General features: G+C 41.9%; 10 protein-coding genes. 2 read left to right on the plus strand and 8 right to left on the minus strand.

Annotation, left to right across the window (positions count from 1 at the left end):
- Together LK453_RS07805 and leuS are read right to left on the minus strand one after the other, a co-directional pair.
- Complete coding sequence (locus tag LK453_RS07805; protein WP_201534778.1) at positions 1 to 693, minus strand: LPS-assembly lipoprotein LptE; 693 nt, start codon at positions 691 to 693, stop codon at positions 1 to 3.
- 3 nt (positions 694 to 696) lie between these two features.
- Positions 697 to 3,354: a leucine--tRNA ligase gene (leuS, locus tag LK453_RS07810; RefSeq protein ID WP_201534792.1), complete on the minus strand. Its 2,658-nt coding sequence runs from the start codon at positions 3,352 to 3,354 to the stop codon at positions 697 to 699.
- Positions 3,355 to 3,581: 227 nt separating this feature from the next.
- Here leuS and LK453_RS07815 point away from each other — a divergent pair, with 227 nt between their 5' ends.
- Positions 3,582 to 3,950 carry an arsenate reductase gene (locus tag LK453_RS07815; RefSeq protein WP_201534796.1) on the plus strand — a complete coding sequence of 123 codons (369 nt, stop codon included), beginning with the start codon at positions 3,582 to 3,584 and terminating at the stop codon, positions 3,948 to 3,950.
- A gap of 124 nt (positions 3,951 to 4,074) precedes the next feature.
- Here LK453_RS07815 and argB read toward each other — a convergent pair whose 3' ends face one another.
- The 6 genes from argB to LK453_RS07845 all read right to left on the minus strand — a co-directional run bounded on the left by argB (position 4,075) and on the right by LK453_RS07845 (position 13,564).
- Complete coding sequence (gene argB / locus LK453_RS07820; RefSeq protein WP_201534799.1) at positions 4,075 to 4,986, minus strand: acetylglutamate kinase; 912 nt, start codon at positions 4,984 to 4,986, stop codon at positions 4,075 to 4,077.
- Positions 4,987 to 5,079: 93 nt separating this feature from the next.
- On the minus strand, positions 5,080 to 6,765 hold the full coding sequence (locus LK453_RS07825; RefSeq protein ID WP_201534802.1) for a phosphomannomutase/phosphoglucomutase: 1,686 nt from the start codon (positions 6,763 to 6,765) through the stop codon (positions 5,080 to 5,082).
- Positions 6,766 to 6,965: 200 nt separating this feature from the next.
- Positions 6,966 to 7,430 carry a dUTP diphosphatase gene (gene dut, locus LK453_RS07830; RefSeq protein ID WP_201527976.1) on the minus strand — a complete coding sequence of 155 codons (465 nt, stop codon included), beginning with the start codon at positions 7,428 to 7,430 and terminating at the stop codon, positions 6,966 to 6,968.
- A 217-nt stretch (positions 7,431 to 7,647) separates the two neighbouring features.
- Positions 7,648 to 9,039, minus strand: coding sequence for a magnesium transporter (locus LK453_RS07835; RefSeq protein ID WP_201527974.1), 1,392 nt, complete (start codon positions 9,037 to 9,039; stop codon positions 7,648 to 7,650).
- Positions 9,040 to 9,276: 237 nt separating this feature from the next.
- Positions 9,277 to 11,316 (minus strand): UvrD-helicase domain-containing protein, encoded by a 2,040-nt coding sequence (locus LK453_RS07840; protein WP_201527972.1) that lies wholly within the window; start codon positions 11,314 to 11,316, stop codon positions 9,277 to 9,279.
- A 337-nt stretch (positions 11,317 to 11,653) separates the two neighbouring features.
- Positions 11,654 to 13,564, minus strand: coding sequence for an O-linked N-acetylglucosamine transferase, SPINDLY family protein (locus LK453_RS07845; RefSeq protein WP_201534820.1), 1,911 nt, complete (start codon positions 13,562 to 13,564; stop codon positions 11,654 to 11,656).
- Positions 13,565 to 14,083: 519 nt separating this feature from the next.
- On the opposite strand from LK453_RS07845, the gene LK453_RS07850 reads away from it, so the two are divergent.
- A complete protein-coding gene (locus LK453_RS07850) occupies positions 14,084 to 14,716 on the plus strand; it encodes an OmpW/AlkL family protein (protein WP_201527968.1) in 633 nt (210 codons plus the stop codon).
- Positions 14,717 to 14,795: the final 79 nt, after the last annotated feature.

Raw genomic sequence — 14,795 nt, forward strand, 5'->3', positions numbered from 1 at the left:
TTATTGGTTAGACTCAGGTGAGGTTTGGTCGGTATCATTAGGTACCAAGACTGCTATCTTAGCATCTGTAGGTTGAGCTTCAGGCGCCACTCGAGGTAAGTTCAGAGCCACATATTGAGCGGCAATACGCTGAGCTAAGTTCTGATACAGCCAATCTTGAACTTGCTTACCTTGCTTGTCTTCAATACTTACCGACGCTTCATCAAACTGATAAGTACGCTCAACTTGTACCTTATTTCTCACTGTCATAGGCTCATTGGTTTTGCCTTCAGTGTTATTCAGCGTCTCATAAAATACGTCAGCCGACAGCACTAAGCGAACTTCAGTCAATACCCCGACCAGCTCATAGCGTCTAAGCTGTACATTTTCTACGCGAATGCTTGAGGTGTATTGTTTCTCGCTGCTATTAATTTGGCGGCCAATATCATCAACTACGTTAACCCCAACGGCATTCAAACGCTGCTTTAATGGCAGCTTTAAACGAAAGCTCACAGGGTCATCATCATTGATAGTTAGAGCGGTACTTTGTACCGCATAAGTCATGGGGCTGTCATAGCCACGTAAATGAAAACCACAACTGCTCAAAATAAGGGGTGATCCCAGTAGGGCCACACTAACCAAGACAGTGCATAAGGCACCACGCTTGGTTTTAGAGGTGTTGTGAGTTTCAGTCTTGGCTGCCAGGTTTTTCATGATTTATCCCACCACTACAATATTAACCAACTTGTTAGGCACAACGATTTCTTTTTTGATATCGCCAGTTAGGTACTTCGCCACCGTGTCTAGCTCTTTGGCTTGCGCTTTAAGTAACTCAGGGTCACTATTAGGCGCCACTTCCATTTTGCCACGTACTTTGCCATTCACTTGGACCACCATGGTGATGGTGTCTTGAACCAAAGCGGACTCATCGGCTTTAGGATAGACTAAGGCCGTAGTGTCTACACCCAACTCTTCAAGTAAGTGCTCGGCAATGTGCGGTGCGTAGACCGATAAGATAGTCAGTAGAGTGGTGATAGCTTCTTGTTGTACCGCTAACGTCGTGCTATTAATGTTTTTATTCTTAGAGATAAACGTGCCAATCTCATTGGCCAGCTCCATCAAGCTTGAGACTGGCGTATTTAACGATAAGCGGTCACCTAAGTCATTGTCAATCTTGGCGATAACTTCATGAGTTTTGCGGCGTAAGCCCTTGGCTAGGCTGTCAAGCTCATTGCTGTCAATACTAGAAATAGCAGGTAGTTCTGTGGCCGCAATACCTTGCTGCTGTAACGCTTCGATATGTGAATGCACTTCACGCCAAACTTTCTTCAAGAAGTTGTATGGCCCTTTTAGAGAGTCATCTGACCACTCTAAAGTTTGGTCAGCAGGCGCCGCAAATAGGGTATATAGGCGTACTGTGTCTGCACCATACTGGTCAATGGTAGTTTGTGGATCGACGCCGTTATTCTTCGACTTCGACATCTTCTCGATTTTACCAATGGTCACCGGTTGGCCATCTGCTTTCAAAATAGCATTAATAGGCTGGCCGCGGTCGTCATAATTAATGTCGACATCTTCAGCGAAGTAATAGGTTTTGCTGCCATCTTCATTGCTGCGATACAACGTACCTGCCAATACCATACCTTGAGTCAGTAGGTTTTTGAAAGGCTCATCCCCTGACACCAAACCTTCATCACGCATCAATTTATGATAGAAACGGGCATACAATAGATGCATCACGGCATGTTCAACACCGCCCACATATTGATCAACGGGAAGCCAAGTATCAGCGGCAGATTTGTCTACCATTTGAGTGTCGTCATTTGGGCTAGCGAAGCGGGCATAGTACCAGCTTGACTCCATAAAGGTATCAAAGGTATCGGTTTCACGTTCTGCAGGGCCACCACACTTAGGACAGGTAGTGTTCACAAATTCAGGGATGTTTTTAAGCGGGTTACCACGGCCATCAGGCACCACGTCAGTCGGTAGCTTAATTGGTAAATCGGCCTCATCCACAGGAACGTTGCCACAGTATTCACAGTTAATCATTGGGATTGGACAGCCCCAATAACGTTGACGAGACACACCCCAATCGCGCAGACGATATTGAATCTTACGTGAGGCTAAGTTTTGAGGCTCTAGTTTGGCCAACATCGCTTCAAATGAACCGTCGAAATCTAAGCCATCAAATTCACCAGAGTTCACTAGCGTACCACGCTCAGTGTATGCTCCTTCATGACCTTCTGGGGTTTCAATAACGGTATTAATAGGTAAGTTGTATTTGGTGGCAAATTCAAAGTCACGTTCGTCGTGTGCAGGAACTGCCATTACGGCCCCTGAGCCATAGCTCATTAATACATAGTTTGCCACCCAAACAGGCACTTCTTCACCAGTTAGAGGATGGGTAACGGTTAAACCGGTATCCATACCAATTTTTTCCGCTTTTGCTAAATCAGCTTCAGCGACAGAACCTTTGCGGCAAAGCTCACAGAATTCAGCAATTTTTGGATTTTGTTCAGCGGCCAATTTCGCCAAACGGTGCTCTGCAGCAACCGCCACATAAGTGACGCCCATTAAGGTGTCAGGACGGGTAGTGAACACATCTAGCGTGCTGATATCATCGCTATTTTTGTAAGGGAAATGAACTTCCATACCTTGGCTACGACCAATCCAATTGCGCTGCATGGTGATAACATCGCTTGGCCATTGTCCCTCTAACTGGTCTAAATCATCCAACAACTCATCGGCATAGTCAGTGATTTTGAAGTAGTACATTGGGATATCACGCTTCTCAACAGGTGCGCCGCTACGCCAACCTTTACCATCTACCACTTGCTCGTTGGCCAATACAGTATTGTCGACAGGGTCCCAGTTTACGGTGGCCAGCTTTTTATAAACCAAGCCTTTTTTGTAAAGCTGTAAGAAGAACCACTGTTCCCAGCGATAATACTCAGGAGTACAGGTCGCAAATTCACGAGACCAGTCCACTGAAAGGCCCAATGTCTTTAATTGAGCACGCATGTTGTCAATATTAGAGAAGGTCCATTTGGCAGGGGCAACCTGATTGGCAATGGCCGCGTTTTCTGCTGGCATACCAAACGCATCCCAGCCCATTGGCTGTAAAACTTTGTCGCCTTTTAAGCGATAATAGCGGCTAAGCACATCAGTGATGGTGTAGTTACGAACGTGTCCCATATGCAGCTTACCACTAGGATAGGGGAACATTGACAGCATATAACGGGTGTTTTCATCTTTGCTGATGTCATTGCTTATTTCAAAGCGCTTATCCGCTTCCCATTTTGCTTGCTGTTTAGCTTCGATCTGCTGTGGGTGGTAATGATTAGGATTTGTCTGTTCGTTTGCTGTGGTGCTCATAATAGGCTCTAAGTTAGATGTTTTTATAAAGGTTTGGATAAAAAGACAGTAATAAATAATAGGAAAAATCCGATACGATAGGATAGCGTAAATTGACTAAAATTGCGATGGTAAGCACTAATTTTAACCTGATATTGGCTTTACCAGTCGTTAACTATTAAGCTTGTAAAAGTTTATTGATATAACCGTTATAAGAATAACGGACACAAAAAAAGGAGAAATGACCAATGTCGATAACCGTCTATGGTATTAAAGCATGCAGCACAATGAAAAAAGCATTTACTAAGTTGGATGAAATGGGAGTGAGTTACCAGTTCCATGACTACAAAAAACAAGGGGTTGATAAGCAAAGCGTACAGCGCTGGGTCGACGAGTTGGGTATTGAAAAAGTGCTTAACAAGCGGGGGACGACTTGGCGTAAATTGACTGATGAACAAAAAGCGGCTGCAGATGCCAATGTCGATACAGCCATTGATCTATTGGTTGAAAATACCAGTATGATCAAACGCCCTATCGTAGAAGGTGAAGCACACAGCAAGCAAGTTCTCTTATGCGGCTTCAATGAGCAGGAATTTGAAGACGTGTTCAACGCTTAAAATTTTTTAAATATCTGCCCAAATATAAGAGCAGAGGTATGACACTTTTAGCAAAAAGGGCACCATTACGGGTACCCTTTTTTAGACGCCATTTTTAGACGTTATGTTCTAGAATACAGAAAACCTAACTTAAAGCCGACTCTAAGTCACGGCTAATTAACGTACCCACACCTTCATTGGTAAAGATTTCTAATAGGGTAGCATTAGGCACACGGCCATCAACGATAACTGCACTTTTTACGCCGCCACGTACTGCATCTAAGGCACATTGAATTTTCGGAATCATACCGCCCGAAATGGTGCCATCTTCAATCATCTCATCCACTTTTTGCGGGGTAAGACCTGTCACCACTTTACCTTCCTTGTTCATGACCCCTTTAATATTGGTCAACAACATCAGCTTCTCTGCTTGTAGAAATTCAGCCACTCTACCCGCCACTAAGTCAGCGTTGATGTTATAGCTGTTCCCGTCATTATCGACACCAATAGGGGCAATAACCGGGATAAAGTTTGACCCAATAAGCATCATGATAACGTCTTTATTGACGCTGACTACTTCTCCAACGAAGCCTAAGTCGATTTCACTTTGATTGCCGTGCTCATCAACTTTGCTCATCAACAATTTTTTAGCACGAATCAAGTTTGCATCTTTACCGGTCAGACCAATGGCGCGGCCTCCATGTTTATTGATTAAGCTGACGATAGACTTATTTACGCTACCGCCAAGTACCATTTCTACCACGTCCATAGTCGATTTTGTGGTAACTCGCATACCATCAATACGATCAGACTGACGCCCAAGCTCTTTTAATAAATTATCAACCTGAGGACCGCCGCCATGTACCACGACAGGGTGTAGGCCTACGGTCTTTAACAGCACGATATCGCGGGCAAAAGAGCTTTCAAGCTCTGGATCAGTCATGGCATTGCCGCCATATTTGACCACAATGATTTTATCTTCAAAGCGCTGAATATAAGGAAGGGCAGTGGTTAATACTTGAGCGGTGGTTTGGGCTTGGGCAAGATTTAAGGACATGAGCGGCTCGTTTTTGTTGTCGGTAATATAATCGTAGGAACAGTCGACGCTGTCATCAGTAGGGTAACTGAGGCGTTGACTATGTCTATTATTCTACTGCTTTACCCGAATGTTGGCTACCTGACGGGCCAAATCTTGACTAATAGACTGACAAAGGTTAACGAAACAGCCTTGAATGTTTTCTAAATCAGATAAAGAGTCACCGGCAAAACGTACGGTTAAGCTATTGCTAGTATTGGAGGAGCGAATAATGCCAAAGCCATGGGTAAAGTCCAAGCGTAACCCATCAATACACGTTAATCTCGCATCTGCAGGCAATGAGACTACTAAGTTGTTTGTGCCGCTTTGTAACTCATCACACAGAGCAGAAAGTTTCTTTAATATAGGCTGAGCCGTTTCATCACTGCTAGGAATGGCTGCATTGTGTGACACACTATAAGAATAATCAGAGAGCGGTAAATACACATCTGGAGTACTCACGGCTTCGGGTAAGGTCTTAATGATTTCAGCCAGACTAAAGGGCTGATAGTGTAGCCAGTTTAACAAACGTAATCCGGCATACATCGCATCATCATGCAATAAAAAATAACCATCATTAAAAATAAAGTGCCCAGATAATTCGCCTGCAAATAATACATGAGGCTCAGTACCATTCTTCTTGGCTTGCAGGGCACGGCGCAAAATACTACTGCCCGTTTTGCTCATCTGACCTTGGGCGCCCACTTGCTTAATAAGCAGGGGTAAATGATGCGAGCACTTTACATCAAAGATAACGGTCGGGGTACACGAGCTAGCGTAGGCACAAGTTCCTTGAGTACGATGGTCTTCTATGGCCACTCGCGCCAACAGAAATAGTAAGTGATCGGCGACCAATACCTCACCCTGGTTGTCCACCACCATTAAGCGATCGCCATCACCGTCAAAACTTAGACCAAGGTCAGCGTTATAACCTATAACCGCCTCACTCAACTCTTGTAGACGGCCATTTTCCATAGGATCTGGATTGCCTTTGGGGAAATTACCATTCGGAGTGGCATTGAGCACAATAACTTGTGAACACAGGGTAGGGTGACTACGGAAAAACTCCTCAGCAAAAAGCCCAGTGGACCCATTTAAACAATCAATAACGATTTTTAATGGTGAAGCAGTTCGGCCAGAGACAGGCCATGATAAAGAGGGGGCATCTAAAGCGTTGATGACTAATTTTGGCGCTTTCGACTGAGAATTGTTAATAGTTTCAATCGCAGAAATGGCCTTATCTATATAGCTTTCAACGATAATATTTCGTGGTAGCTTAATAAGCTTTGCCAGTGGTTGTTGGGCATTAGCTTGGTTGCTTATACTAAAACAGTCTGGCTCAGTATGGCTAACTAAGTGTTGGTAAATATATTGAATTTGTTCACTGCTAGGAGACTGCCCGTTTATTAGCCATTTTATGCCATTAATATGGGCTTCGGAATGACTGGCCGTAGCGATAAGGCCATGACCTTGATATTGATTGGCCCAAAAAGCCATAATTGGGGTGGTTACTAATCCTAGCCATATGACCTCAATGCCAAACATACGGAAGCAAATAGCCAGTTGCTGAGCAATGGTTTTACTGCCATGACGTGCATCAAATCCTATCACTATTTGGCGTGCTGCTGCCTGATGTACATAATAGTGAGCGAGCACACGGCTTAAAGCCTCGATAAATTCCGGAGTAAACAAAGAGTGCTCACCACGAATATCATAGGCTTTAAACAGGGTACGCTGGTCGCTGAAGGAAGGCTGTGACAAGGCAAAGTTCCAAATTTTAAGAGACCAATATTATAACTTTATAAATTTATAATAATAGTACTTTTAAGCTATTGCATTGTAAACATGGTATTTGAGGTAATTCGCTCTTAAGGCCTACAGTATAAGACCTAGCGCTAGTTTAGGCGTTAATAGCGATAATACCATAAGTAAACATAAATCAATGTTTGCCGCTATTAATACTATTGGCGACCTGAATGGCCAAAACCACCTGCGCCGCGTGCACTTAGCTCATTAAATTCTTCAACAATCTCGAACTCAGGACGCATTACAGGTACTACCATGTATTGAGCCATTCGCTCTGCAGGATTTAGCACAAAGTCGCTGTCACTACGGTTCCAAATGCTCACCATTAGTTCGCCTTGATAATCGGCATCAATAAGACCCACTAAGTTACCCAGTACAATCCCATGCTTATGGCCTAAGCCTGAGCGAGGCAAAATAATCCCAGCATAATTAGGATCAGCAATATAAATGGCCATACCAGTACCGATTAGCTGAGTTTCACCCGCCTTAATGGTGATAGGCGCATCAATACAGGCCCGTAAATCAATGCCAGCAGAGCCATCAGTAGCGCGGGTAGGCATTGGGAAGTTTTCATCATTGCCAATTTTAGGGTTTAATATTTTGACTTGTACAGAGTTCATATTACATCCATTCACTGTCTGATTAGAGTTTCACTTAATTTTAGCGGCCATGATAGCAGAAGCAGAGGCTTGAATTAATATCGGATGAGCATTTTACCCAACAATACGCTCAATAATTTGTCCAATAACACCTTTAATCATTTAACTAAGGTATTTAGCAAGTCAGAGAGCTAAAAAATTACAGAATGCGAAGTTGCAAAGTTAAAAGATTGAAGGCTTAAAGAATAAGCAGGCTGGCAAGCCCCAAAAAGGACATAAAGCCGACAATATCAGTAACTGTGGTCAGGATGACCGATGCTGAAAGTGCAGGATCAATATCTAAGCGTTTTAGAAATAGAGGTATGCCAATACCAGCCACATTAGCAGCGGTCATATTGATGGCAATGGCACAGCCAATAACTAAGCTGATTTTGGGATCATGGAACCAAATTTGAGTGATTGCCGCCATAATAAGGGCCCAAATTATACCGTTGATGGCGCCCACCCACAGTTCTTTATTCATTAGCCACAGACGGTTTGAGCCCCCGATTTGACCCATTGCCAACCCTCGAATAACTACTGTAAGCGTTTGGCTACCCGAGATACCGCCCATACTGGCTACCACAGGCATTAAAACGGCTAAAGCCACCACATGAGCCAACACTTCTTCAAACTGTCCAATGACCGAGGCGGCAAGCAGTGCGGTTAATAAGTTAATACCTAGCCAAACACTACGGCTTTTGGCACTACGTAAAATAGGCGCAAACAGTTCTTCATCATCACTCACACCGGCTAAGTGCTTCATAGTACTGTCAACATCATCTTGGATAATTTCCATGATGTCTTCAGCATTGAGCTGGCCCACCAGCTCGCCAAAGCTATTTACTACTGGTGCATAGCGAATGTCAGAGGAGCGAAACACTGCCGCTGCATCTTGAATATCCATGCGATCATTGATGGTGATGGCAGGGTCTATCCACTGTTCTACTAAAGAGTTCTGCGGGTATTTAATCAGATCGACCAAACTGAGTAGGCCTAAGAGTTGATGACTGCTGTCGACGACAATAAGCTCTTGAGTTTGATCGTCTAATAAATCTTCATCTTGACGCAACCAATGCTGTACCTGTTGTAGCGTAATATTACCTTGAATCTGAATGGTATCAGGGTCCATATAGTCCCCAACCTCATACTCTTCATAGGTATTCAGTTGACTAACTTGTTGCCTAATGTCCTCATCAAGATTGGACATCACTTCAGATCGAACTTTGTCATCTACCGTATCTAGAATTTCAGCGATGTCTTGGGCGTCCAAATCTTCTGCTAAGGTTTCAATCTCATCAGCCTGCATGTTCTCCATTAAGGAGGGGCGGATGTCATCTACCACTTCGGCCAATACTTGACCTTTAAGCTCTACCGGAACAGATTCCCAGATGAGTTGACGGGCATCGTGAGGGAAAGATTCTAATAAGCTAGCAATCTCATAATCTGACTGCTCTGCTAAGAACTCTGCCATCGTAGCAATGTCTCTATCGGACACCAATCGCTGCAGATAAATAAGCTTGTCTTCAGCACGATCATAGCTTTCTGCGAGGGAGTCTGGTTTTACTTTTTGCTCAGTTTGAGTCGACATAGGCGCCCTTAGATTGCTTGATGAGAGAGAGGTTGAGGAGGAAAAGGTGTAAAACAAAACTCTTAAAAACAAAAATGACAGGCATGCCTCCTGTCATTTTTGTTTATTTTACAATATTTTCACGGTTTTGCATGACCAATCTGTAAGTTTGCTTGAGCTCTTATTTAAACCCCTTGAAGTTGACCTCAATCACAGTCCACTTATTTATTTAACCTAAGCCTATTGATTAATCTAAGCTTACTTATTTTTCTGTTTCAGAAGGGCTTTGATGTTAGACATATACTCATTGGCAACCACAGTTGGATCTCGTTCAGCCTTTTTCTTTTTGGCATTGGCTGGCCAATCTAAATGCTCCTCTGGCAGCTCTTCTAAAAAACGACTTTGAGTGGTGGTTCGCATCTGCCCGCCACCACGGCGCTGAGCGGCCAAGGTTAGAGTCAGCTCACGACGGGCACGGGTGATGCCCACATACATTAAGCGGCGCTCTTCCTCAATAGTCTCAGCAATAATAGAGTTTCTATGCGGCAGCAGCTCTTCTTCAAGCCCCATGATATAGACAAAATCAAACTCAAGACCTTTAGCAGCATGTAAGGTCATCAGGTTAACCTTGTTGGTATTTTCCTCTTCTTGTTGCTGCTCCAACATGTCGAGTAATACCAACTTACGGATTACAGCATCGATAGTTTTGTCATCATCATCTTCTGCACGATTGATTAACGCTTGAATACTGGTGTATAGCACCTCAATGTTATCCAAACGGTTTTTTTCTTGTTGCGGTGTCTTTGAGTCACTGCGTACGAAATCAATATAGCCAGTCTCATCAATCATCTGACGGACTAAAGGCACAGGGTCTGGATGTTGATCGAGCTCACGGGTATAGTGTTCGATAAAATCGCCGAACTCTTTTAAAGTGCTATAAGCCTTGATCGGCAATACATGAGACAGGCCGCCATGAGTACAAGAGGCGAGTAGTGAAATGCTGTGCTCTTGGGAAAACAGACCAAGCTTCTCTAACGTCGCCGGACCCAATCCACGTTTAGGCGTATTGACGATACGTAAAAACGCACTGTCATCTTCAGGGTTAAGGATTAGACGCAAGTAACCCATTACATCTTTGATTTCACTGCGTGCAAAGAAAGACTGACCCCCTGATAGCTTATAAGGGATTTGTAGTTGGCGCAGCTGTGCTTCAAGCATGCGTGCTTGGAAGTTACTACGGTATAGCACCGCATACTGTTCCCATTCATTACCATGACGCAGTTTGTGAGTAATAATTTCCTTCGCCACGCGCTCCGACTCATCATCATCGTTACGACAGTTAATGATGCGAATCTTTTCACCTTGGCCTTTGTCTGACCATAATGCTTTTTCAAATAAATGCTCATTATTCATAATAACCGTGTTAGCAGCATTAAGAATACGGTTGGTTGAGCGGTAGTTTTGTTCAAGTTTAATGACTTTTAATTTGGGGAAATCTTCTTTCAGTAGTGCCATGTTTTCTGGACGTGCGCCGCGCCATGCATAAATTGACTGGTCGTCATCGCCTACTACGGTAAACTTACCTGTCGGGCCAACGATTAGCTTAATCAGCTCATACTGAGCAGTGTTGGTATCTTGATACTCATCGACTAATAGATAGCGAATGCGATTTTGCCATTTGTCTCGCAGCTGAGCATTTTCACGTAAGATTTTGGCAGGTAGCACAATCAAGTCGTCAAAGTCCACCGCATTATAAGCCCGTAAGTTACGCTCGTATAAGGCATAAAGCGTGGCAAAAATCATGTCCTCTGGATCGTCTAGCGTTTCCATCGCTTTTTCAGGTTCGATTAAGTCGTTTTTCCAATCCGAGATAAACTTAATGGCTTTGCCCACCAATTCGCGGCTCTCTGCACCTGATAAGTTGTCACGCATCATCAGCTCCATCAGCAGACGCTTACTGTCGTCAGCATCCATGATAGAGAAATTGCCCTTTAAAGGAGTGTGCAATAGCTCATAACGTAAAAACTGTAGGCCGAATTGGTGGAAAGTCGAAACCGTCAATCCACGGGTCTTTTCTTTTGGCATTAATGAGCTAACCCGCGCTTTCATTTCACGGGCTGCTTTGTTGGTAAAAGTTACTGCGGTAATACGCTCAGCAGGCACATTGCACTGCTCAATCAGATAGGCGATTTTCTGGGTAATCACCGAGGTTTTACCTGAGCCTGCACCCGCTAAAACGAGGAGGGGGCCGGACACATAAGTCATGGCCTCTTGTTGTTTGGGGTTAAGCTTACTCATGGCACACCTTTATATTGCTTTGGAGAAGAGATAAATCTTTAGAAGATTGGATTCGATAATCAATTTTCGTTATCAAAATTTGGATAATAAGATTTTGATAACGAAAATTGATAATTTGAAAGGGTCAGTTCATGGTGACACTTCAATAGGATTCTCAAAATTACCGAGTGGTTATTATAGGGGTTCAGTATGAAATCACAACTGAGTTAATTGAGATTTAAGATGAGATATTTAAATTAATAAATCAAAAACACAGAAATTGATTTAATCATAGAGATAACAGCTCTAGTGAGCATCCATTCATCAAGTTGAACCTGTAAACTCTCAAGCGATTAAGCTACTTCGATACGACAGACTGATAAAGGGCCTCTAAATCTTGCGCAGTTTTCTTAGAATTAAATAATGGAGTTGTGTTTCTAACGTTGCGAAGGTGTTGACTCAAATCAGCTAGCTTTTGGGGGTCAGTCATTAACGCATTGATTTTTTGCTCATAATCATTTTGTGAGTATGTAATTAGCTCAGATAGCCCTACTGTATCTAGCAAACTCGCCCCAACTCGAGAGGCAAAGCTAGGGCCTGCTAAAGTCACCATAGGTAGACCAATCCATAAGGCATCACTACCTGTAGTATGTGCATTATAAGCGAAAGTATCCACAAACAAATCCGCTAATAAATAACGGCTCAAGTAAGTTTTTTGATCAGTTCGAGGGGCAAAATGAATACGTTTTTCATCTATGCCATATGATTTGGCATATTGTTTTAAATTAATTTCAGTCAAAGGTTTGTCTGCTAATAGCCAAAGCACACTATTAGGATGTTTATCGAGTAGGCGCATCCATATTTTGAAAACATTAGGGTGCAGCTTATAAGTATTGTTAAAGCAGCATAATACCAAAGCCTCTTGTGGTAAGCCTTCAACGACTCGCTGTTGTTTTCGCCACGCTAGAAATTCGGGATCATTAGAATTTTGTAATGATTGAGGCGGTAAATAACGCTGTTTATCATTAGGCTGATAACAATTAGGTAGTTGTAGTATAGCCTCGCTAAACTGATTCTTAGCGCTTAAAGGTGTTACCCATTTATCGCCTATAATGTAATCCATGAAGTTACTACCCGTACTTCCAGGAAAGCCGATATAAGTTATTTGCACAGGCGCACAACCGCGAGCAAATATTCCCAAACGTTGATTACCAGTATGACCTTTTAAATCTACCGCAATATCTATCTGCTGTTCACGCATCCATAGAGAGACTTGCTCGTCTGTCCAAGAGTTTACATCGATAAAGTGGTCAAAAGCCTTTGTGACTCTTTGTCGCATCGCACTATTATCATCTAAACTATGTGAGATTGCATACCATTCAAACAATTGCTTGTCATGATTTTCAAATAACTGCGCCATTAATCGAGTTGTTGCATGATCATAAAAATCTGCTGAAACATAGGCAACTTTGATTTTACGATTATTACGATTATAGGCAGATATTGGCTGTCTGCTTAAGTGTCCAAAATTTTGATTGGAAAACTTCTTTAATGCTTTAAATTGCTGCTCACCATTTAAAGCTTGATTGTTTAAATGAGCCAATGCCCATTTAGCGTCGATTTTGTCACGATCTATTAAGTCAGCGGCTTTCTGTTCTAATTCTTCAATACCTTCCCAATTACAAACTTGCTTTTTTATATCTATAAATGGGCTAGGGTCGACAGCTTTTATCTCATTAGGAAACTGAATGAAAAGTTTGTTTATGGCTTCAATCGCTTCTTTATTGCGTTTCAATTTATTCAAGATAAGAATATGATTAAAGTTAGCATTATAGTGATTGGGATCTAACCTTAAAGCTTGATTAATGGCTTCAAAGGCTTTGTCATACTGACCAGTACTCAAATAGATATTCGCAAGATTGTTATAAGCCGAAGTGTGCTTTTTATTTAATTGTACCACCATTTCGAAATCTTCGATGGCACTTTGAATATTTCCCAAACGTGCATTAATTATGCCTCTATTACTAAAAGCAGTAGAACAGTCTTTAGTAAACTTGTTCTGCTGCAACTCAATAAATTTATCATAGTACCTTTTCGATTCGTCAAACTTATTATTTAATAAAGCATCAACTGCATGAGCCTCCAAAGCCTTTAACTCTTTAGATAAGCCGCTATTTCTAGAAGCTAATTTTTTGGTTCTAAAGTTATTTTTTTTGGGTCTTAAATCTGCCAAAGAATTGAAGCTTGGTAGTTTTTTTCCAGATACCATAATTAGTTGGCCTTAAGTTAAACTCATAAAAATAGAGTTTTAGGTAATCAGTTGAGTTATTGGTTATTTCTTTGGGTTATATAACGTATATAACATAAATAAGGGGTTATAACTAACTGAGAATTTATCTAAAAATACCAATGATTGTTTTTTGAAATATTTTGAAGCTTACTGATTATTAACTGGTTATCAATATTATAAGCGTTTGTGAGTATATCAAGGACGGGATAGAGTCCTTAATAAGATAGGTCATAAACAACGAAAGCTAAAGCCTATTGTATTTATGTTAGATAAGTCCAAAAGTAGCCTATTTAGTTAAATAGGACAAAACAATACTAAAAATCGACTATGAAGTCGCAAGTTTTCGATAGATAACCTTACTATATTTGTGGTTATATAATATAATACAACCAAGCGGTTAAGAAGCAGAAAGATTCTAACTGTTCTGATGTCATAAATAGGCGTATTTATTACTGTTTATTTACGCTATTACTTGCTACTTAAATAATCGAGGATACTATGATCAAACGTCAAGCATTATTATTAGCCGCTATTGCTGCTGGCTTAAGCATGACTCCAGCTATGGCTGAAACTGCTGGTACATGGACAGTGGGTGTTGGTGCGGGTTATGTAGACCCAGATAGCGACAATGGTACCCTTGCAAATGGTGCGTTTAAGACTGAAGTTGATTCTGATGTACGTCCTATTATCACTGGTGAGTACTTTGTGGCAGACAACGTCGGTATCGAACTATTGGCTGCTCTTCCTTTCCATCATGATATCGATTTAAAAGATGGTAATGGCAATATTCTTAAAGCTAAAACACAACATCTTCCACCAACGTTATCACTACAGTATCATTTTGATAATATCAACTCTAATGTGAAGCCATTTATCGGTGTGGGTGCAAACTACACAACTTTCTTTAAAGAACGTATTTACGACGGAAATGATTCTGACTTAGAAATTGATGATAGCTGGGGCGTAGCCGGTCACGTGGGTCTAGATTTTAAACTCAACCCAACAGATGCGGTTCGTATTGATGCGCGTTATATCGATCTTGAACCAGATGTTAAATTAAACGGTGCAGATATTGGTACTGTTGAAATCAATCCTTGGGTATACGGTATTTCTTACGTAAAACGTTTCTAATAGAGACTTGTTAAATTAAAGTCTGCTTAATTTAATTCAATAAATAAGCGGACTAAAATAAAAACCCCCGTATCTGATT

The sequence above is a fragment of the Psychrobacter sanguinis genome (genome assembly GCF_020736705.1).
Taxonomy (GTDB): domain Bacteria; phylum Pseudomonadota; class Gammaproteobacteria; order Pseudomonadales; family Moraxellaceae; genus Psychrobacter; species Psychrobacter sanguinis.